This window comes from Novosphingobium sp., assembly GCF_031417815.1.
Lineage (GTDB): Bacteria > Pseudomonadota > Alphaproteobacteria > Sphingomonadales > Sphingomonadaceae > Novosphingobium.
In genome coordinates this window covers 64906-85245 of record NZ_JANOWI010000035.1, presented here as the reverse complement: position 1 = coordinate 85245, position 20340 = coordinate 64906, and the positions used below count along the sequence as shown (strand labels likewise).

24 protein-coding genes and 1 tRNA gene are annotated in these 20340 nt (G+C 62.7%); 10 read left to right on the top strand and 15 right to left on the bottom strand.

Going from position 1 to position 20340, the window contains the following annotated elements:
- Nucleotides 1-40 precede the first annotated feature (40 nt).
- Nucleotides 41-424, top strand: a complete 384-nt coding sequence (secG, locus tag RMN99_RS08680; RefSeq protein ID WP_309622908.1) for a preprotein translocase subunit SecG — start codon at nucleotides 41-43, stop codon at nucleotides 422-424.
- 114 nt (nucleotides 425-538) lie between these two features.
- Nucleotides 539-2170, top strand: a complete 1632-nt coding sequence (locus RMN99_RS08675) for a CTP synthase (protein WP_309622907.1) — start codon at nucleotides 539-541, stop codon at nucleotides 2168-2170.
- A 239-nt stretch (nucleotides 2171-2409) separates the two neighbouring features.
- On the opposite strand, the gene RMN99_RS08670 is transcribed toward RMN99_RS08675, so the two are convergent.
- The gene (locus tag RMN99_RS08670; protein WP_309622906.1) at nucleotides 2410-2883 is read right to left on the bottom strand and encodes an Hsp20 family protein; all 474 of its coding nucleotides are present in this window, start codon (nucleotides 2881-2883) and stop codon (nucleotides 2410-2412) included.
- A 138-nt stretch (nucleotides 2884-3021) separates the two neighbouring features.
- On the opposite strand from RMN99_RS08670, the gene grxC reads away from it, so the two are divergent.
- The 4 genes from grxC (at nucleotide 3022) to RMN99_RS08650 (ending at nucleotide 4685) form a co-directional block, all read left to right on the top strand.
- A complete protein-coding gene (gene grxC / locus RMN99_RS08665; protein WP_409035245.1) occupies nucleotides 3022-3285 on the top strand; it encodes a glutaredoxin 3 in 264 nt (87 codons plus the stop codon).
- 5 nt (nucleotides 3286-3290) lie between these two features.
- Entirely contained in the window at nucleotides 3291-4115 is an 825-nt protein-coding gene (locus tag RMN99_RS08660) for a carbon-nitrogen hydrolase family protein (RefSeq protein ID WP_309622904.1), read from the top strand.
- Nucleotides 4112-4570, top strand: coding sequence for a DUF1178 family protein (locus RMN99_RS08655; RefSeq protein WP_309622903.1), 459 nt, complete (start codon nucleotides 4112-4114; stop codon nucleotides 4568-4570). Before RMN99_RS08660 ends, RMN99_RS08655 begins: the two co-directional genes overlap by 4 nt.
- A 38-nt stretch (nucleotides 4571-4608) precedes the next feature.
- Nucleotides 4609-4685: transfer RNA gene (locus tag RMN99_RS08650), tRNA-Arg, on the top strand.
- Here the strand turns inward: RMN99_RS08650 and RMN99_RS08645 are convergent.
- Nucleotides 4686-5387: a hypothetical protein gene (locus tag RMN99_RS08645; RefSeq protein ID WP_309622902.1), complete on the bottom strand. Its 702-nt coding sequence runs from the start codon at nucleotides 5385-5387 to the stop codon at nucleotides 4686-4688.
- Nucleotides 5384-5875, bottom strand: a complete 492-nt coding sequence (locus tag RMN99_RS08640; RefSeq protein ID WP_309622925.1) for an RNA polymerase sigma factor — start codon at nucleotides 5873-5875, stop codon at nucleotides 5384-5386. Before RMN99_RS08640 ends, RMN99_RS08645 begins: the two co-directional genes overlap by 4 nt.
- A gap of 84 nt (nucleotides 5876-5959) precedes the next feature.
- On the opposite strand from RMN99_RS08640, the gene RMN99_RS08635 reads away from it, so the two are divergent.
- The 3 genes from RMN99_RS08635 (at nucleotide 5960) to RMN99_RS08625 (ending at nucleotide 8606) form a co-directional block, all read left to right on the top strand.
- Nucleotides 5960-7183: a S8 family serine peptidase gene (locus RMN99_RS08635; protein WP_309622901.1), complete on the top strand. Its 1224-nt coding sequence runs from the start codon at nucleotides 5960-5962 to the stop codon at nucleotides 7181-7183.
- 105 nt (nucleotides 7184-7288) lie between these two features.
- On the top strand, nucleotides 7289-8146 hold the full coding sequence (locus RMN99_RS08630; protein ID WP_309622900.1) for a PRC-barrel domain-containing protein: 858 nt from the start codon (nucleotides 7289-7291) through the stop codon (nucleotides 8144-8146).
- Nucleotides 8147-8297: 151 nt separating this feature from the next.
- The gene (locus tag RMN99_RS08625) at nucleotides 8298-8606 is read left to right on the top strand and encodes a septum formation initiator (protein WP_309622899.1); all 309 of its coding nucleotides are present in this window, start codon (nucleotides 8298-8300) and stop codon (nucleotides 8604-8606) included.
- A 16-nt stretch (nucleotides 8607-8622) separates the two neighbouring features.
- Here RMN99_RS08625 and RMN99_RS08620 read toward each other — a convergent pair whose 3' ends face one another.
- From RMN99_RS08620 to dnaG, 11 genes are all read right to left on the bottom strand, one after another.
- Entirely contained in the window at nucleotides 8623-9297 is a 675-nt protein-coding gene (locus tag RMN99_RS08620) for a nitroreductase (protein ID WP_309622898.1), read from the bottom strand.
- Nucleotides 9298-9367: 70 nt separating this feature from the next.
- Nucleotides 9368-9538 carry a hypothetical protein gene (locus tag RMN99_RS08615; RefSeq protein WP_309622897.1) on the bottom strand — a complete coding sequence of 57 codons (171 nt, stop codon included), beginning with the start codon at nucleotides 9536-9538 and terminating at the stop codon, nucleotides 9368-9370.
- A gap of 168 nt (nucleotides 9539-9706) precedes the next feature.
- A complete protein-coding gene (rpsD, locus tag RMN99_RS08610) occupies nucleotides 9707-10321 on the bottom strand; it encodes a 30S ribosomal protein S4 (protein ID WP_309622896.1) in 615 nt (204 codons plus the stop codon).
- A 193-nt stretch (nucleotides 10322-10514) separates the two neighbouring features.
- Nucleotides 10515-11552, bottom strand: coding sequence for a TrmJ/YjtD family RNA methyltransferase (locus tag RMN99_RS08605; protein WP_309622895.1), 1038 nt, complete (start codon nucleotides 11550-11552; stop codon nucleotides 10515-10517).
- A 7-nt stretch (nucleotides 11553-11559) separates the two neighbouring features.
- A complete protein-coding gene (nrdR, locus tag RMN99_RS08600; protein WP_309622894.1) occupies nucleotides 11560-12021 on the bottom strand; it encodes a transcriptional regulator NrdR in 462 nt (153 codons plus the stop codon).
- Nucleotides 12022-12222 carry a hypothetical protein gene (locus RMN99_RS08595; protein ID WP_309622893.1) on the bottom strand — a complete coding sequence of 67 codons (201 nt, stop codon included), beginning with the start codon at nucleotides 12220-12222 and terminating at the stop codon, nucleotides 12022-12024.
- Nucleotide 12223: 1 nt separating this feature from the next.
- Nucleotides 12224-13534, bottom strand: coding sequence for a serine hydroxymethyltransferase (gene glyA / locus RMN99_RS08590; protein ID WP_309622892.1), 1311 nt, complete (start codon nucleotides 13532-13534; stop codon nucleotides 12224-12226).
- Between the two features lie 13 nt (nucleotides 13535-13547).
- Complete coding sequence (rpiB, locus tag RMN99_RS08585) at nucleotides 13548-13985, bottom strand: ribose 5-phosphate isomerase B (RefSeq protein WP_309622891.1); 438 nt, start codon at nucleotides 13983-13985, stop codon at nucleotides 13548-13550.
- Nucleotides 13986-14096: 111 nt separating this feature from the next.
- Complete coding sequence (locus RMN99_RS08580; protein ID WP_309622890.1) at nucleotides 14097-14756, bottom strand: transposase; 660 nt, start codon at nucleotides 14754-14756, stop codon at nucleotides 14097-14099.
- Nucleotides 14757-15305: 549 nt separating this feature from the next.
- The gene (rpoD, locus tag RMN99_RS08575; RefSeq protein ID WP_405029594.1) at nucleotides 15306-17330 is read right to left on the bottom strand and encodes an RNA polymerase sigma factor RpoD; all 2025 of its coding nucleotides are present in this window, start codon (nucleotides 17328-17330) and stop codon (nucleotides 15306-15308) included.
- The gene (dnaG, locus tag RMN99_RS08570) at nucleotides 17330-19198 is read right to left on the bottom strand and encodes a DNA primase (RefSeq protein WP_309622888.1); all 1869 of its coding nucleotides are present in this window, start codon (nucleotides 19196-19198) and stop codon (nucleotides 17330-17332) included. Before dnaG ends, rpoD begins: the two co-directional genes overlap by 1 nt.
- Nucleotides 19199-19434: 236 nt before the next feature.
- Here dnaG and RMN99_RS08565 point away from each other — a divergent pair, with 236 nt between their 5' ends.
- Complete coding sequence (locus RMN99_RS08565; protein ID WP_309622887.1) at nucleotides 19435-19788, top strand: hypothetical protein; 354 nt, start codon at nucleotides 19435-19437, stop codon at nucleotides 19786-19788.
- 73 nt (nucleotides 19789-19861) lie between these two features.
- On the opposite strand, the gene RMN99_RS08560 is transcribed toward RMN99_RS08565, so the two are convergent.
- Entirely contained in the window at nucleotides 19862-20314 is a 453-nt protein-coding gene (locus RMN99_RS08560) for a GatB/YqeY domain-containing protein (protein WP_309622886.1), read from the bottom strand.
- Between the last annotated feature and the right edge of the window lie 26 nt (nucleotides 20315-20340).

Genomic DNA, 20340 nt, shown 5'->3' with positions numbered 1-20340 from the left:
CTAGATGCGCAGCCGCACACCCTATCGATACGGACTTCCCATGACGCTCATGCACTTCCTCACCGCGATCCAGGCGATCGTTGCCGCGCTTCTGGTGTCGGTGATCCTGATGCAGAAGTCTGAAGGCGGCGGGCTTGGCACCGGCGGCAGCCCCGCCGGACTGATGAGCGCACGCGGCGCGGCCGATTTCATGACCAGGCTGACCACGATCCTGGCCATCATGTTTGTATCGCTGTCGATTGTGCTTGCCGCCATGGCCACGCGCAGCAGCGGCCGCACCTTTGACAGTTCGCTTGGTACCAGTCCGGCCCCGGTTCAGGCGCCTGGCGGCATTGCCCCGGCGCCGATCGGGGTGACCCCGGCTGCCGCACCCGCAACCGGCGCCCCGGCTGGCAGCAGCGCGCCGGTCGGCTTGCCAACCTGAGGCAGGGCTAGGCAGCCCAGCCACCCAAATCGCTGGCCAGGCACTTATGCGGCTGTGGATTGCCGCAGTTCGCGCTTGCGCCGAATCCATGCCTAGGCTTAAGGCTCAAGTCCCATGGCGCGGTTCATTTTTATCACCGGCGGCGTGGTCTCCTCGCTTGGCAAAGGTTTGATGGCGGCCAGCCTTGCGGCGTTGCTGCAGGCGCGCGGATTCAAGGTCCGCATTCGCAAGTTCGATCCCTATCTCAACGTCGATCCCGGCACGATGAGCCCCTATCAGCACGGTGAGGTTTACGTCACCGATGATGGCGCCGAAACCGATCTTGATCTGGGCCATTACGAACGCTTCACCGGCGTTTCGGCCCGCCAGGCAGACAACATCACCTCGGGCCGGATCTACCGCGATATCATTACCCGGGAGCGCCGCGGCGATTATCTGGGTGCGACGGTCCAGGTCATCCCGCACGTCACCGATGCGATCAAGGAATTCGCGCTGGCCGATGTCGATGGCCTCGATTTTGTGCTGTGCGAAATCGGCGGCACGGTGGGTGATATCGAGGGTCTGCCGTTTATCGAGGCGATCCGGCAGATGCGCAACGAACTGGGCCGTGAACGGTTTTGTTCGGTCCACGTCACGCTGGTGCCTTATGTTTCTGCGGCCGGCGAACTCAAGACCAAGCCGACCCAGCATTCGGTGCGCGAACTGACCAGTCTGGGCGTCCAGCCCGACCTGCTGCTGTGCCGCTGCGAACATCCGCTGCCCGAAACCGAGCGCGCCAAGATCGCGCTGTTCTGCAACGTGCGCAAAGAGGCGGTGATCCCGGCGCTCGATGCCAAAAGCATCTATTCGGTGCCGCTGCAGTATCACGCCGAAGGGCTTGATGCCGAAGTGCTGCACCATTTCGCCCTGAGCAGCCCCGCGCCCGACCTGTCGGTCTGGGAAGACATCGTCGATCGCTTTCAGCACCCCGAAGGCGAAGTGACAATCGGCGTGGTCGGCAAATATGTCGGCCTGCCCGATGCCTACAAAAGCCTCAACGAAGCGCTGGTCCACGGCGGTATGGCCAACAAGGTCAAGGTCAACATAAAGTGGATCGATGCCGAACTGTTCGAAGCGGGCGACGATGAGATCGCCGGCCGGCTTGAATCGATGCACGGAATTCTGGTCCCCGGCGGCTTCGGGGTGCGCGGCACCGAAGGCAAGATCGCCTCGGTCCGTTTTGCCCGTGAACGCAAGGTGCCGTTCTTCGGGATTTGCCTGGGTATGCAGATGGCCTGCATCGAAGGCGCGCGTGACGCCGGGATCACCAAGGCCAGTTCGACCGAATTTGGCCCGACGCAAGAACCGGTGGTCGGCATCATCACCGAATGGATGAGCCCCGAAGGGCTGCAACAGCGCGGCGCCGATACCGATCTGGGTGGCACCATGCGGCTAGGGGCTTACGAAGCCAGACTCGGCGCCAATAGCCATGTCTCGGCGATCTATGGCGGGGCAACGTCAATCAGCGAGCGTCACCGCCACCGCTATGAAGTCAACGGCGCATACAAGGATGTGCTCGAAAAAGGCGGGCTGGTGTTCTCTGGCATGTCACCCGATGGACTGCTGCCTGAAATCGTCGAACGTCCTGATCATCCGTGGTTTGTTGGCGTACAGTTCCACCCCGAACTGAAAAGCCGGCCGTTTGATCCGCACCCGCTGTTCGCTGGTTTCATCGCGGCTGCCTTGCAACAGGCGCGGCTGGTTTGATTGAAATCGCTCGATTTTTACGGGTTTGGTTGACGCTGCGGTAAAAATTGCCGTGAAAGGCCTTGCACTGTGCACTAGTGTGCAGAATACGGCGCGGACAGGGGCGGATTTCTTGAGTCGCCAATAGGGCTTGAAGCAGCCGATCGTCTTCTGCGACCCGGACGATTGTGCAGCAACAGGACGGTGCGAAAGCGCCGTGGGGGTGAGGCCTTGCCTCACCCCCGAACTGTATGGGCCGCTCAGGCGGCTTCTGTCTTGTCCGCGCTGTCGTCCTTGACCACGCTCAGCACTTTCTGGGTACCGACCGCGATCTTTTTGGGCTTCATCGCATCGGGCACTTCGCGCACCAGATCGATGGTCAGCATGCCATCTTCCAGATTGGCATCTTCCACCCGGACATAGTCGGCCAGTTCGAAGCGCCGCTCGAACCCGCGGCTTGCGATGCCGACATGCAGGAACTGCCCGGCCGAAGCTTCCTCGCTCTTCTTGCCCTGGATCACCAGCAGGTTCTGCTGCGCCGTGATGTCGATTTCGGCAGGCTTGAACCCGGCGACGGCCAGCGTGATGCGATAGGCATCATCGCCGCGGCGTTCGATGTTGAAGGGGGGGTAATTGTCGCCGCCGCTCATCCGGTTCTGGTTTTCAAGCAGGTCGAACAGCCGGTCGAACCCGACCATGGTGCGGCGATAGGGGGTAAAATCAAAACGGTTCATGGCAAAATCCTCTGTTTGAGCAATCGTGCAAATCCGGAACCCAACTGGCGTCCCGGCCCTGGCGTCATCCCCTTGCGGACCATGACACCGCACCCGATGTATGTTAGCCCAGCCGCGTTTCAAGAGGAGCAGGCCGCAGTGACGAAGCCCAAAGTTGAAATCTACACCAAGTGGGGCTGCCCCTATTGCGTGCGCGTCAAGGCGCTGCTCGATGGCAAGGGCGTATCCTATGACGAATACGACATAACCCTGGGCGGGCCGAAAAAGGCCGAGATGCTGCAACGCATACCCGGTGCCAGCACCGTGCCACAGGTTCTGGTTGCAGGTCAGGCGCTGGGCGGCAGCGACGATCTCCAGGCGCTCAACCGGGCGGGCAAACTCGACCCGCTGCTGGGGCTCTGAACGCCGTGCAGCGTATCGCCCTTTTGCAGATGACTTCGGGGATCGACCCTGCGGCCAATGCTGAGGCGATCGTTTCGGCAATATTTGCTGCGGGAATGGGCGGGGCAACCATGCTGTTCACCCCCGAAATGTCGGCGCTGCTCGACTCCAATCGCAAACGCGGCGCGGCGCATATTGTGCCCGAAGACCAGAATCCGGTGCTGGAGGCGGTGCGCGCCGCCGCGGCCAAGGCCGGGCTGTGGACGGCAATCGGATCGATGGCAGTGCTGCGCGACGATGGCCGCTGGGCCAACCGCGCCTTCGTGATCGACGGGGCCGGCGCGATCGCTGCGCGCTATGACAAGATCCACATGTTCGATGTCGATCTGGCTTCTGGCGAAAGCTGGCGCGAATCGAAAGCCTATGCCCCCGGCGAAGCCCCGGTGGTGGTTCAGACACCGCTTGGAAAGCTGGGCCTTACCATCTGTTATGACTTGCGTTTCCCGGCATTGTTCGAATACTATGGTCGCGCTGGGGTGGACCTGATCGCAATCCCCTCGGCTTTCACCGTGCCCACTGGGCAGGCTCACTGGCATGTGATGCAGCGCGCCCGCGCGATCGAGGCGACGGCCTATGTCGTTGCCGCAGCGCAGGTTGGCAAACACGCTGACGGGCGCGAAACCTACGGCCACTCGCTGGTGATCGATTCATGGGGCGAAGTGCTGCTCGACATGGGCGGCGAAGCGGCCGGCCTGGCCTTTGCCGAACTTGATCCGGCACGCACCGCTGCGGTGCGCGCGCAGGTCCCCTGCCTTGCCAACAAGCAAGCCATTCCGACTTTTGCGGCATGATCGTTTTCGACCTGGTATGCGCCGCCGCAGGCCACCGCTTCGAAGGCTGGTTTGCCAACTCCGCCGCATTTGCCGAGCAGCAGGAAAAAGGCCTTGTCAGCTGCCCGCACTGCGGATCGAGCGATGTCGCCAAGGCGGTGATGGCTCCTAATGTAGGCCGCAAGGGCAATCAGCTTTCTGTGCCCGCTGCGCAGCCGGTTGCGGGCGGAAAGCTCCCGTCGGAAGCCCAGGCCGTGCTGGCCCAAATGGCCGCGCTGCAGGCCGAGGCGCTCAAGCAGTCACGCTGGGTCGGCAAGCACTTCGCCGATGAATCGCGCAAGATTCACTACGGTGAGACTCCCGACACGGTCATTCATGGCGAGGCGACTGCGGAGCAGGCCAAAGACCTGCTTGACGAGGGAATCGCGGTGATGCCGTTGCCGTTCCCGGTGGCACCGCCCGACAAACTCAACTGATTGCCACGCCCGCCTTGCCTGCCTATGGGGGACGCGGCGCGCCCGTAGCTCAGCAGGATAGAGCATCAGATTCCTAATCTGGGGGCCATGGGTTCGAATCCCGTCGGGCGCACCATTATTTCTGCGGCGCCCAGCCACCCTTGCGCGCGGCCGCTTCTTCGCCCGGTTCCATCGCGCCGTTCGCTGCCATGTCCTGCGCAGCGGTCATGATGTCGGCCGCGCTGCTGCCGGCCTGCTGGAACTCGCTGCCCGAGCGGGTACCGGCTGTGCCGGTCTTGACCAGCTTCCAGCCCTTGTCGCCATGACAGGCGATGCCCGCGCCGGTCTTGCCCGCATAGGCCCGGCAGGCGCTACCAGCAGAATCGCGGAAGCTCAGCAGCAGCTTGGTGCCATCGCGCCCGGTTTCGCCCGACAGCGCGCCGTCGAGCGCGGCGGCGAGCTGCGGTGCGGCATAGCCTGCCGTATCGCTCTCGCCGCCGCGTCCGACGAAGACCACGATCAGCAGGCTGGCGGCCAGCGCTGGCAGCGCGGCATAGCGCACCACCGGCTTGCTGAACCAGCGCTGGCGGGCTTCGCGGGCGGCCGACAGATTGGTCACCTTGGCGGCCTGCTCGATCGGGTCGCTTAGCGCCGCAGGCACGGGCTGGGCCAGGATCGGATCGTAATGCGCTGCTAGGGCCGCCTTAAGCCCCTCTAACGCAGCCAGCTGATCGGCCAGCGCGGGATCGGCCCCGATCGCGCGGCGCACCTGCGCGGCTTCGAATTCGTTCAGCTCGCCATCGGCATAGGCGGCCAGCCGTTCGTCCGAAACAGTCATGCCGCTTCTCCCAATTTGACCATCAGCGCTTCGCGGCCACGCAAAAGCCGCGATGTGAGTGTGCCGATCGGGCAGCCGACAATCGCGGCGGCCTCGGCATATTTATAGCCTTCGACCAGCACCAGCAGAACCGCCTCGCGCTGTTCGTCGGGCAGGGTCTGCATCGCGCGGTCAACGTTCGACAGCTCGACATGGGCTTCCTGCGCGCCCATCGCGCCCACGTGCAGGCCCGCCTCTTCGTCGGCAAAGGTCTTGCTGCGCCGGGTGCGGGAACGGGCTTCGTCAATCCACATGTTACGCATGATCCGGTACATCCAACTGTCGAGCCGCGTGCCTTCCTGCCATTGCCCGCGCGAGTTGAGCGCGCGTTCGATAGCCGCCTGGCACAGGTCGTCCGCATCCGCAGGATCGCGCGCCAGCCCGGATGCGAAGCGTCGCATCCGCGGCAAGAGGGCAGTTAATCCGGCAAGGAACGGGTCTTCCTGCATGTGCTCCATTTCTGATGGATGAAACGAACCGGCTGGTGCGTTTCCTTCACAGCTAATGAAAAAATTTGTAAAGGAGTAACCACCATGCGCCGCTTTTCCGCATTTTTAATGGCCTTGGCCATGATCCTGGGGCCGCCGCTGGCCGCGCAAGGACTGCTTGGCGGCGGCTTGCCGTCGCTGCCGGTGGCCGGACCCTTGCTTGATGGTCCCTTGTCCACCGCCGACAGCGTGCTGACCGGCACCACCGGGCAGATCAGCGGTGCCCTGCGGCAGGCCCGGCTTGACCGGCTCCAGGCGTTGGTAGCTGGAAACCGCGAATTCATCGAACGCGATCTGGATGGTGAGCCGGCGCGCCGCGGGGTGCTGCTGCTGATCGATCCCGATCCCGCGACCAGCGCAGCGGTGACCGCGCTGGGCTTTGGTCTTGGCGAGGGTCAGGCGATTGACGGGCTCGGCCTCCAGGTTGCCGTATTGACCGTGCCTAAGGGAATGTCTCTCGCCAAAGCGCAGAAGCTGCTCAAAATGAAGGTCCCGGCGGCCACGATCAGCAGTGACCAGCTGCATTTCCAAAGCGGGCAGGGTGGAGGCAGCGGCGGCGCGATGCCCGCTTCGGGCGGACCAGTCGGCACCGCGATCGGGATCATCGATGGCGGCGCCATGCAAGGCGTCACTACCCGCGGCTTTGCCTCAGGGGCGCCCATTCCCAGCAACCATGGCAGCGCCGTGGTTTCGCTGGCAATGCGCGCCGGGGCAAGGCGGCTGTTGGTGGCCGATGTCTATGGCAGCGACCGCGCTGGCGGATCGGCGCTGGCAATTTCCAACGCGCTAGGCTGGCTTGTCGTCAGGGGGGCGCGGGTGATTTCGATCAGCCTGGTCGGCCCGCGTAACCCGCTGGTGGAACGCGCGGTGCGCGCGGCACAGCTGCGCGGGGTGATCGTGGTGGCAGCGGTGGGCAATGATGGTCCGGCCGCGCCGCCGAGCTATCCAGCGTCCTATCCCGGCGTCTTCGCGGTAACCGGGGTCGATGCCCGCAACCGCGTGCTGATCGAGGCGGGCCGGGCGGCCCATGTCGATTATGCAGCGCCCGGCGCAGGGATTTCGGCGCAAGATCGCAATGGCCGGATGGTGGCGGTGCGCGGTACGTCATTCGCGGCACCGCTGGTCGCGGTGCGCGCCGCTGCGGCGATGGGCCGGGGCGTGCCTGCAGCGGGTGTCACCGCCGCCCTCGATGCCGAAGCGGTGCTGCTCGGCAAGCGCCGTCCCGATCCCAAGACCGGCCGCGGTTTGCTGTGCGCAACCTGCCGCTGAAAACTTTTTTGCAGATTTTTTGAAGTAAAAAATCCGCTCGGTCCGTTTCCACCATGAGCGACAGGCAAAAGGTCCTGCCGCTACGGATTAGGAAAGGACGAAACCATGAAAACTTTCACTCTCTTTACCGCGGTTGCACTGACCGCGATTGCCAATCCCGCCCAGGCCCAGATCCTCGGCGGCGGTGTCGGTGGCGTTTTGGGCGGCGCCGGGTCGGTCGCCCGCACGCTTCCCACGATGCCGACGCTGCCGCCGGTCACCACCAGCACGGTCGGAACCGTTACCGGCGGCGCAGCTGCCGCCACCAACGCCAGCGCTGATCGCCGTTCGGGCCAGGTCAAGACGTCGGGTTCGGCCAGTGGCCAGGCCTCAGGCTCGGCGGGTCAATCGCTCACCAGCCCGCTTGGCGCGGCTACCGGCAGCGGTGCAGGCTCGGCTTCGGCTTCGGGTACCGGTTCGGCTGATGCGCAGCTGATCGGCACCGAGGCGGTGCGCGGCACTGTGCAGAGCACTCGCGATACCGCCGGGCAGACCGTCGGCACGGTGCGTGACAGCGCTGGCAACACCATCAACGGCGTTCGCGGTGAAGCGGGCAATGCGGTGAACGGGCTTGGCACCGCTACCGCTTCGGTCACCGGTTCGGCCGATGGCATGCTGAATGCCTCGGCGAACAACCTGGCCCTGGCCGGCAGCGCAGCCGGTGATGCGGCCGGTGCCTTCGAGGTCAAGAAGGGCACGAACCTGTTCGACGCCGATGGCGACAAGATCGGCAAGGTTCGTGAAGTGATTGCCGATGCCCAGGGCAACGTGCAGGCGTTGGTGGTCAGGGTCGATGGCGCGACCGCCATGCTTCCCGCCAACGCCTTCGAAGTTGACGGCAAGGCGCTGGTCAGCGTGATGGGCGAAGGCCAGATCAAGTCGGTCGCCGCCGATCAGGCCGAACCGGCTCCGCTCAGCAACTAGGACGTTTCGGGCCGCATCACACTCCCCTCCCTCCCGCTGCGGCCCATTTGCGCCCGGACAGTCACTGTCCGGGCGCTTTTTTGGGGACATTCACACCAAAAGGCAAAATTAGCCCTTGAACTGCTGAATCATATATGATTCTAAGTGCATCATGCATTCGCTAGCTCAACCCAGACTTGCCAAGGAACGCGTTACGCAGGCCCTGGCACTGGTTTGCCTGCTGGCGATGGGCGGATGGATCACAATCGGACCCAGCGGGATCCTGGCGTGGAGCGAAAACAGCAGGTTGCTGACGCTGCGTCAGACCGAACTCAAACAGATCGAAGCACAACGCGATGTCCTCAAGAACCGTGTCGCGCTGCTTAACCCGAACCACGTCGATCCTGACATGGCCGGGCAGCTGCTGCGCTCGGACATGAACATGGTTCACCCGGACGAAAAGGTCCTGCTACTCGACTGAGCGGCTGTTTGTCTTTTCAATCAAATCCCGTGAATACAGCCGCTTCGGACACGTTTTTGCGTTCTGATACAACCGCGTTGGCGGGGAAGCTTTCATCGGGCCAGCCCAGCGCCACGGCCTTCATGATCACCTGATCGTCAGGAATGCCGGCGTGTTCGCGCACCACCGGGCTTTGCATGATGCCCTGGCTGTTGATCACGCAGCCCAGCCCGCGCGACCAGGCGGCATTGACCAGCGCCGTGGTTACCGCGCCGCAATCGAACGCGGTATCGTCGCTGTCGGCCAGGTCCTTGTCATAGGTGATGATGACGCAGACCGGCGCATCGAACTGGCGGAAGCCCCGCAATACCCAATCGAGCCGCGCATCCTTGTCATCGCGGGCTATACCCATTGCGATGAAAAGCTGCTTGGCCACCCCGATCTGGCGTTCGCGGTGCACGCCATCAAACGCATGGCCGGTGCGAAATTCGCGGCTGTGCGGCACACCGGCCAGGTTGCGTTCGGTGTTCCCGGCGCGAATCCGGTCTAGCGGTTCGCCGGTGATGACATGGAAATACCACGGCTGGGTGTTCATCGAGGACGGCGCGCGCATCGCCAGACTCAGCACTTCCTTGATCAGCTCGCGCGGTACCGGCTTGTCCAGATATCCGCGGATCGAGCGCCGCCCCATGATCACTTCGTCGAATTTCATGCTGTGTCTCTCCCGTTGTGCCGGCAGGACTAGCAAATTAATCGGACGATTAAAGCCCTGATTTATGCGCTCAGCGCGTTTCCAGCCGGGTGTGGCAATAGGGCTGGAACATGCCGGTGCGGGCTTCGAGGTATCCTGCGCCGATCGCCCCGGCTTGCTGCTGCGCCGCGCCAAGGCTGGCATACCATTTGCCCGAGCGGTGCGGGGTGCAGAAGCGGAATTGGCAGGTTGGATCAGGCATGGTTCACCTCCAGTACGGGAGAGCCTAAAGCCGATTGATGGATCGTTGATGCACGATCAAGGTCAATGCGGGCTTGCTAAGGCCTCCGTAAGCGTACGGGGAGCGGTGCCGACAAACAAAAAGGGCGGCCCGCGAAGGCCGCCCTCTTGTGATGCGATCGAACCGCGATCAGCGCGAATAGAATTCGACGACCAGGTTCGGTTCCATCTTCACCGGATAGGGCACTTCATCCAGCGTCGGGACGCGCACGAAGGTGACCTTGTCGGTGCCGTCGGGCGCAACATATTCGGGAATGTCGCGTTCGGGCAGGCTCTGCGCTTCGGCGATCAGGGCCATGTCCTTTGCCTTCTTGCCGAGCGAGATTACGTCACCTGGGCGCACGCGGCGGCTGGCGATGTTGCACTTCACGCCGTTGACATAGATGTGGCCGTGCGAAACGATCTGGCGGGCCGAGAACACCGTCGGCGCGAACTTGGCACGGTAGATCACCATGTCGAGGCGCTGCTCGAGCAGGCCGATCAGGTTCTGACCGGTATCGCCCTTGATCTTGGCGGCTTCCTGGTAGGTGCGCTTGAACTGCTTTTCGGTAACGTCGCCATAGTAGCCCTTGAGCTTCTGCTTGGCGCGCAGCTGGATGCCGAAATCCGAAACCTTGCTCTTGCGGCGCTGGCCGTGCTGGCCGGGGCCATACGAACGGCGGTTGACCGAGCTTTTCGGACGACCCCAGATGTTTTCACCCATCCGGCGATCAAGTTTGTACTTGGATGCTTTACGCTTCGACATGTCGAGCGAGTCCTTCAATTTGCATGGCGTGGCCTTGTGCCCAGCCTTCTAGTCCGGAACCGCACCATTCCGCCAATTTACGGAATGCGAGACAGGCTTCACCGGAGTGCCCGCTCAATTGCGAAGGCGCGCCCTTAACGCCGCGCCCGCGCGAAAGCAAGTCTAGTTGTTGCTCTGGGGCTGCCGCGTGAGATCAACGGCGTTTCAGCGCCGACAAAACGCCGCGCAGGGTGCGCACTTCGAGGTGGTTCCAGCCCGGCTTGGTCAGGATGCTGCGCAATGTCCGCATGGTTGCATCAGAGCGGCTGTCCGGCCTGAAATAGTCGCGCGGCTCGAGCATGGCGACCAATTGGCCAATCATCCCTTCCAGGTCCTCCTGCGGGGCAGGGGGAAGGATTTCCTCGACAGTGGGCTGGACCAATGCCGCGCCTTTTGACCATTCATAGGCGCACAGGATCACCGCCTGCGCGAGATTGAGCGAGGCAAATTCAGGATTGATCGGCACCGTCAGGATCGCGCGGGCCAAAGCAACATCGTCGCTGTCCAGACCGCTGCGTTCAGGACCGAAGACCAATGCCGACCGGCCAGGCTCGCGATGGATCGCCAGCGCCGCCTGCTGCGGGGTAACGACCGGCTTGGTCACCCCGCGTTTGCGCACCGTGGTGGCATAGACATGCGCGCAATCCGCCACCGCTTCTGCCAGAGTGTCAAACACCTGCGCCTTTTCCAGCACCACATTGGCTCCCGCGGCGGACGGGCCGGCGCTGGGGTTGGGCCAGCCATCGCGCGGTGCGACCAGCCGGATTTCGCTTAGCCCGAAATTGAGCATGGCGCGCGCCGCCTTGCCGATATTCTCGCCCAGTTGCGGGCGGACGAGCACGATCACCGGCGGATTGACCAGTTCGATGGCGGGTGCCTGATCTGCGGCCACCCGCGAGATTGGCGCCATGGTTTCAAGCTGGGCCGCGAGGGTTTGATCACCGGCGATCAGCGCTTCACGCTTGGCGCGGGTCCAGCCTTTCAGGCGCCGCTCTGCCGCGAAGGCCGCGTCGCGGTCCACAAACGGCGTTGACCAGACCAGCACCACCGGCAACCGTGTGGCGGTATATTCGTCGAGCGTCCCGGCCTGGTGCTGCACGAGCTTGCGCTCAAGCTCGCGTTCCTCAGTATGCCCTACGTAATAGGACCCGTCGCCGCAGTGGAGCATGTAGGTTACGAAGGCGTAAGCCATATTCCGGCTACTCTTGCCCGATATCGCGCACGTTTCCGGCAAATTCCTCAAAGTCCCTGGCTTCGGTAAATTCGCGGTAGACGCTGGCAAAGCGGATGTAGGCGACGGAATCGAGCCCGCGCAGCCCTTCCATCACCATCTGGCCGATCGCCTTGGCGGCGACTTCGTTTTCGCCAAATGTTTCGATCTGGCGCTGGACGCCCGAGACCAGCTGATCGAGCCGTTCCTGTGCAATCCCGCGTTTACGGCAGGCCAACGCGACCGACTGTTCAATCTTGGTGCGATCAAAGCTTTCGCGTGAGCCATCCGATTTCACCACGGTAATCTCGCGCAGCTGCACCCGTTCAAACGTGGTGAAGCGCGCGCCGCAGCTGTCACACTGACGGCGGCGGCGGATCGCGGTGTTGTCTTCGGTAGGGCGCGAATCCTTTACCTGGCTGTCATCATGCGCACAAAATGGACAACGCACTTACGGGCGCAACCTCTTGTAAAACATGACACCGCCGCCGATCACTGCGCCGGCCAGCAGGCTGAGGCCCGGGAGCAGAGCCCCGGCCAAGGCGCCGGCGGCGAGACCGCCCAGCACCGGCTTGGTCGAGGGGTGACGCACCCCTTGCTTGGCCATGCCGCTGAGTTCGGCCTTGGCGTCCTGGACGATATCTTCGCTCATCTTACAACTCCGGATAGATCGGGAAGCGCTCGCACAGCGCTGCCACGCGGTCGCGCACCTTCTGCTCGACCTGACCGTCGCCTTCATCGCCGTTGCGGGCCATGCCGTCAACGACTTCGGCGATTAGCTGGCCAACCTGGGTGAACTCGGCCTCGCCAAACCCGCGGGTGGTGCCGGCCGGAGTACCGAGGCGAATCCCCGATGTAACGAAGGGCGAGCGGGTGTCGAACGGCACGCCGTTTTTGTTGCAGGTCAGCCAGGCCCGGTCGAGACCCTTTTCGGCAGCCTTGCCGGTGACGTTCTTGGCTGACAGGTCAACCAGCATCAGGTGGTTGTCGGTGCCGCCCGAAACGATCCGCAGGCCATTGTCCGTCAGCGACGCGGCGAGCGCACGGGCGTTCCTGACGATCTGCGCGGCATAGGCCTTGAATTCCGGCTTCAACGCGTCGCCGAACGCCACCGCCTTGGCCGCGATCACATGGACCAGCGGGCCGCCCTGAAGGCCAGGGAACACAGCCGAGTTGAGCTTCTTGGCCAGATCCTCGTCGTTGGTCAGGATCACGCCCGAACGAGGCCCGCGCAGGCTCTTGTGGGTGGTGGAGGTCACCACGTGGCAATGCGGGAAGGGTGAGGGGTGCGCGCCGCCCGCGACCAGCCCCGAGAAATGCGAAATATCGCCGAGCAGGTAAGCGCCTACTTCGTCGGCGATTTCACGGAAGCGCTGGAAATCCCAGATCCGCGAATAGGCGGTGCCGCCACAGATGATCAGCTTGGGCTTGTGTTCACGGGCCAGGGCGGCGACCGCGTCCATATCGATCTGTTCGTCGTCCTGCCGCACCCCATAAGGCACCGGGTTGAACCACTTGCCGCTCATGTTCACCGGGCTGCCGTGGGTGAGGTGCCCGCCCGAATTGAGGTCGAGCCCCATGAAGGTATCGCCCGGATTGAGCAGCGCTAGGAACACCGCCTGGTTCATCTGGCTGCCCGAATTGGGCTGGACGTTGGCAAACTGGCAGCCGAACAGCGCCTTGGCCCGCTCGATCGCCAGGTTTTCGACGACGTCGGCATATTCGCAGCCGCCGTAATAGCGCTTGCCCGGGTAGCCCTCGGCGTACTTGTTGGTGAAGACCGAGCCGGTTGCTTCGAGCACGGCAAGGCTGGTGATGTTCTCGCTTGCGATCAGCTCGATATTGTGGCGCTGGCGGTTAAGCTCGTTCTGAATCGCGGCGTACACATCGGGATCGGCTTCGGCCAGGTGGGTAGTGAAGAACCCGGCAGAACGGACCGGAGCAGCGTCAAGAGTGGTAGTCACAGGAGTGGGCTCCTCAGCAGGAAGGGTTTGAGAGCTTGTCGACCCGGGGGCCGTGGCGGCCGCCGCCGAAGGGTGTGGAAAGGAAGGCGTCTAGGCAGGCCTTGGCCATATCGACCCCGGTCAGCCGCGCGCCCATCGCAATGCAGTTGGCATCGTTGTGCTCGCGGGCGAGGGCGGCGGAATAGGGATCGTCAACCCGCGCACAGCGGCAAGCCGGATTGCGGTTGACTGCAATCGAAATCCCGATCCCGCTGCCGCATAGCGCCACGCCGAATTGAGCGGTGCCATCGGCAATCACCGCGGCCAGTTTGTAGCCAAAATCGGGGTAATCGACGCGGTCGGCGGTCTCTGGGCCCAAATCGGCCACCTCATGGCCCAGGCCGATCAGATAATCGCGCAGTTCGGCCTTCAAGTCGAAAGCGGCGTGATCGGAAGCAATGGCGATGCGCATGGGTTGGCAGATCCGGCGAGTGGTGAGAATCGTCGCCGCAGCCTTAATCCCCGCCCCGCCGCATTGCCAGCATGACGAGCGTTAAATTTGGTGATCTTGGCGAGATGCCTGTTAAATAGGGACTGTCCCTATTTTAATTGGACGCCCTCTCGGCCTGGACGGTGGGACAAGCTGCGCCGTCCATTCTTTTGAACCGAGCGGCCGCCCGGATCGCATTGCCGCCTCAACCGCCTCGTCGCGGTCTGCGGCTTCGACGCCATCGGCCAGATAGGCGCGCCAGTTAGAGACATGATCTCCAATCGACGCTACGTTTGTCAGACCATCATCCTCACCAAAGATATGCGCCCGCGCGCTCGACCAGCGCCAGTCTTCAGCTTTAGCAACCGAGCCTGCCTTTACCGGGTTGTTTTCAACATAACGCACCGCCATCATCAAATGCGCGTCATCCATCGCGTAACTCGCATAGCGCCCCTGAAACAGATGCCCGCTCAATCCCTGCCGCAAGTTGACATGTTGCGCATATTTGGTGTGAGCGCTGGCCAGTGCAGCCCGCAGAGAATCGGCGGTTGGCGGCTTCAGGATCAGATGGATGTGGTTGTCCATCAGGCACCAGGCGAGGCATATAACGCTCTGTGCGGCGCAGGCTTTGGTGAGCACGTCGAGATAATAAACCCGGTCATGGTCCGAAAAAAAGATCAGCATCCGGCGATTGCCTCGCTGTGTGATGTGGTGCGGAACGCCCGGAACGACGATGCGGGAAGTGCGTGGCAAGGGCAGGCCTCATAAATAGGGACAGTCCCTATTTAACGGGCGAAGTGGTGCGAGGCAATGCGCAGGGTGAGAGTTAAATAGGGACTGTCCCTGTTTATGACGCGAGGACCTACTCGACGGGCTTTCCGTCGCGCTGACACGCATCCCAGAACCGATCAAATCCCTCGGTTCCATGCTTCCATTCAGAGCTGGCCGGGCTTCCCTCAAGCGCAGCGTCTCTTTCGACAAATTCGCTTCTCAGATGCACGAAGTCACTGGTCGCCGAAAATCGCTCTGCTCCTGCGTACGCGCCAAAGGAGTTTGTGCTGTTTACTTCGCCGCACAAGGTGAAGTGACCGAACTTTAGTCGCGTGAATCGAGCGCTCTCAGGGTCCTTCATCTTAGATGCCACCGCAAGCTTAAGTTTGTCAGCGGTAGTTTGTTCACTCGAAGAGCACGCAGCCAATGCGAAGAGAATAGCAAACAACGCGATTGCCCCGATCGAGCTCTTACAATATTCCGAACTACGCGGTTTGAACGAAGAATCCTGGATTTGCATCGTTCACAACCTCACTGATCCAGAAAACTCCGCATCTTGCGTGACCGGCTCGGGTGCTTGAGCTTGCGCAGCGCCTTGGCTTCGATCTGGCGGATACGTTCGCGCGTTACCGAGAACTGCTGGCCGACTTCCTCGAGCGTGTGATCGGTGTTCATGCCGATGCCAAAGCGCATCCGCAGCACGCGTTCCTCGCGCGGGGTCAGGCTGGCAAGGACGCGGGTGACGGTTTCCTTGAGGTTGGCCTGGATCGCAGCGTCCACCGGGATCACCGCGTTCTTGTCCTCGATGAAATCGCCGAGGTGCGAATCCTCTTCGTCGCCGATCGGGGTTTCAAGGCTGATCGGTTCCTTGGCGATCTTCATCACCTTGCGGACCTTTTCGAGCGGCATCGACAGGCGCTCGGCCATTTCCTCGGGCGTCGGCTCACGGCCCTGCTCGTGCAGGAACTGGCGGCTGGTGCGGACCAGCTTGTTGATCGTCTCGATCATGTGGACCGGGATACGGATCGTGCGCGCCTGATCCGCGATCGAGCGGGTGATCGCCTGGCGGATCCACCAGGTGGCATAGGTGCTGAACTTGTAGCCGCGGCGGTATTCGAACTTGTCGACCGCCTTCATCAGCCCGATATTGCCTTCCTGGATCAGATCGAGGAATTGCAGGCCGCGGTTGGTGTACTTCTTGGCGATCGAGATCACCAGCCGCAGGTTCGCCTCAACCATTTCCTTCTTGGCAATACGCGCTTCGCGTTCGCCCTTCTGGACCATGTTGACGATCCGGCGGAATTCACCCAGCGACATGCCGGTGGCCGAAGCGATGTCCGAAATTTCAGCGCGTATCCGTTCGACCGGATCGGCTTCCTGATCGGCAAAGGCCGCCCACTTCTTGTCCTTGCCAGCCTGCGCGGCCAGCCAGCCATCGTCGAGCTCGCGCCCGACGTAGCTGTCGAGGAAGTCCTTGCGATTGACCTTGTGGCGTTCGGCCAGGCGCAGCATCTGCCCGCCCAGCGCGGTCAGGCGGCGATTGAAGGCATAGAGATTGTCGACCAGATATTCGATCTTGGTGGCGTGGAACTGCACGCTCTCGACCTGCGCGGTCAGGTCTTCGCGCAGCTGCTGATAGTTCTTTTCCTTGGTCGGCGAAAATGCCCCGCCTTCGCCCATCACATTGAGGCGATCAGTCTGGATCTTTTCGAACTTCTTGAACAGTGCGGTGATCGAGGCAAACTTTTCCAGCGCTTCGGGCTTCAGCTGGGCTTCCATCTGGGCGAGAGAGAGGGTGTTGTCTTCCTCCTCTTCATCGCTCTGGCGCGGCATCCGGCGTTCGATCTGGTCGTCATCGTCCTCGTCAGAGGCCGGCTTTTCCTCCTCGACGTCTTCTTCTTCCTTGAAGCTGGGGCCGGCGGTGGCTTCGCTGATTTCCGCTTCGCCCTCTTCCTCGCCGTCCTCGGTCATGTTTTCGGGCGCGGGTTCCTTGGACAGCATGGCATCGAGATCGAGGATCTCGCGCAGCTGCATTTCCCCGTTGTTGAGCGCTTCGGACCACTGGATGATCGCGTGAAAGGTGATCGGGCTTTCGCACAGCCCCAGGATCATCGTGTCGCGCCCGGCTTCGATCCGCTTGGCGATGGCGATTTCGCCCTCGCGGCTGAGCAGTTCGACCGCGCCCATTTCGCGCAGGTACATTCGCACCGGATCATCGGTGCGCTCGATGATTTCCTTCTTTTTGATCAGGTCCGGCCGTTCGGCCATGCCGTCGGGCTGCTCGTCGACCTCGTCGACTTCCTTCTCGTCCGGATCGACCGCGTCCTCGTCGCTTTCGACGATGTTGACGCCCATCTCGCTGATCGCGGACATGATGTCCTCGATCTGCTCAGAGCTCATCTGGTCCTGCGGCAGGGCCTCGTTGAGCTCGTCCATGGTGATCACCCCGCGGCGCTTGGCCCGGGCAATCAGCTTCTTGATCGAGGCTTCGTTAAGGTCGATCAGCGGTGCATCACCGCCGTCCTTTTCGTTGCCCTGGATGTCTTCGTCTTCCATCATTCCGCCATTGGTTTGGCAGGAGCCGCTTGTTCAGCCCCCGCACGCGCGCTGGCCATGTGCCGCAAGCGCGATTCGAATTCCAGCTTTCTCTTCAAGAGCCGCTGCTGTTCTGCATAGGCTCCATCCGACATGTCCCGTTCGAGCCGCCGGGTCGCCTCGGCCAGTGCTGCTTCCAGCGCGGGCCGCTCGACCAGCAAACTGACCGCAGCGGCAAGATCTGCCTGGGCCTGTTCGGGCGGTGCATCATCAGCCAGAAAGCCGAAGCGCAGCGCCGCATAGTCATCCGGAGCCGGAGATGCCAGTCCCCGGGCGGCCAATATGGTGCGCAAGTGCCCGGATTCAAGGCTTTCGCCGCTATCAACCGCATCAACCAGCGCGCCATAACGCGGATCGGCCAGTTCGGCATGGGCCAGAACATCGGCATGGCGCGCCAGTTCTGCCGGATAGCGGATCAAACCGGCCAGCACCGCGGCTCCCAGCGCATCGCGCGAACCGGCGCTTTTGCGCAGCCGCGCGGTCTGCGCAGGATCGCTGCGGCGTGGGGCGGGCACGCCGCGCTGACCGGGCCGGGCGGGCTTCCATTCACGCTGTTCACGCGGCGGAAAAGCGAAAGCGGAAAAGCGCTCGGACAGCTCGCGCCGGTAAAGCGCCTGAATATCGCGATCGGCAATCGTATCGACTTGCGCCATCAGCCGGGCCTTAAGCCCGGCCTTGTCCTCGGGCGAGGCGAGGGGGACGGCATCGCGCTCGTGCTGCCACAGCAAGCCCAAAAGGTCTTGCGGCTGGGCCAGCGCTGCTTCCATCGCCGCCGTGCCATCGCGCCTGATCAGATCATCGGGATCGAGCCCCGGCGGCAAATGCACGATCTTGAGGCTGTGCGCCGGGCGCAGCAGCGGCAGCGCGCGAGTAACGGCGCGCATCGCGGCGCGCTGCCCGGCGACATCACCATCGAAGCACAGCACCGGATTTTCGGTCAGCCGCCACAGCATTTCCAGCTGCCGCTCGGTCAGCGCGGTGCCCAGCGGGGCGACCGCATCCTCGATCCCCGCAGCGGCCAGCGCGATCACGTCCATATAACCTTCGACCACCACAATCCGCCCGCTCTGGCGGCAGGCCGGGCCGGCGCGGTGCAGGTTGTAAAGCGTGCGGCCCTTGTCGAACAGCGGCGTATCGGGCGAATTCAGATACTTGGGTGCATCAGTTTTGGCGGCATCAATGATCCGCCCGCCAAATGCGATCACCCGCCCGCGCGCATCCTCGATCGGCAGCATCAGGCGGCCGCGGAACCGGTCATAGGGCTCCTTGTCCTCCACCGCGATGCGCAGGCCGGCCTCGATCAGCATCGCTTCGGGAAACTGGCTGAGTGCGGCTTTCAGCGATTGCCGCCCTTCCGGCGCATAGCCGAACCCGAAGCGTTCCACTGTCCGCTGGTTGAACCCCCGCGTGGCCAGATAGGCGCGGGCCTTGTCGCCCTCGCTGGAGGTCAACCGCTCGGCAAACCACGCTTGCGCGGCGGCCATCACATCGTGCAGGCTGTCGCGCTTTTCCGCCTCTTGCGCCGCGCGCGGGTCCATCGCGGGCAATTCCATTCCGGCCTCGCTGGCCAGTTCCTTGACCGCATCCATGAACGAAAGGCCCCGCTGGTCAGTCATCCAGCGGATCACATCGCCATGCGCGCCGCAGCCAAAGCAGTGGTAGAACCCCTTCAGATCGTTGACCGTGAAGCTGGGGCTCTTCTCGTTGTGGAACGGACAGCAGGCCTTGAACTCATGCCCCGCCTTGGTCAGCCGCGTGGTGCGCGAAATGACCCCCGAAAGCGTAACCCGCGCGCGCAGTTCATCAAGCCATTGGGGAGAGAGGGACATGGTGCCTGTCTAGCCGTTGAGGCCGCACGCCTCAACCTCGCGTGAAATCGTCCCACAGGCTTGTCCCCGGTTCTTGACTGCGCGTAAGCCATGGATTCCGTAGGGTAATTAAACCTTCCCTTTTGTGTGAATACAACTAGTCTCCATCTCGGGTCGCGGGGGTGGCTCGGCGAAAATCAAACACTTAGACAAAAGCATTTCCGGGATCGCCCCTGATAATAACAGGAGGGAAGAAGATGCTTACCAAAGTAACCGGGCTGGCAGCTGCGCTGGCCACGCTCTTGGCTATCGTGACCGCGTTCATGCCAATGGAAGGGCTCAACGTGGCGCTTGTGCTGTTGGTGCTCGGGATGATTGCCGGGATTTCAACCACCGATGATATGGTAATTCGGATTGGTGTCGCCGCACTTGCATTGCCGGTTGCGGGCGCTGCGATGGCTGCGTTGCCGATGCTGGGCACCCAGCTTGGGGCGATGCTTGGCGGTTTCGCTCTCGTGGCCGCCGGTGCTTTCGGTGTTGCCGTGACGATCCGGATGGTCATGCGGGCCATCGGTGCGGTCAAAGGCCTGGCTGGCGGCGCTTCGAGCTAAGCGGTTTCAAGCCATTACAACGGGGCCTTGCCGGGATTTCCGGCAGGGCCCCATTTGATTTCAGGAACGAACTTCAGCTCAAAGCCGCTTTCACCAGCCCGCTGGCCTTGCCCATATCGAGCTGGCTCCCGTGCCGCGCCTTCAGTTCGGCCACAACCTTGCCCATGTCCTTCATGCCCTGCGCGCCGAGCTCCGCGATGATCGCCGCAATCGCGGCCTTCGTCTCGTCCTCGCCCATTTGCGCCGGCATGAATTCCTCGATCACCGCCAGTTCGGCCTTCTCGACATCGGCCAGTTCCTGGCGTCCGCCTTGTTCGAACATGGTGATCGATTCGCGGCGCTGTTTGGCCATTTTCTGCAGCACATCGGTGACCAGCACATCGTCATCGGGTACAGACTTGGCGGTGCGCAGTTCGATATCCTTGTCCTTCAGCTTGGCCATGATCAGCCGGACGGCGGACAGCCGCGGCTTGTCGCCCGCCTTCATCGCAGTAATCTGGGCGGCCTTGATCGTGTCGCGAAGCATTTTTGGGTGTTTCCTCGTGAAAAGCG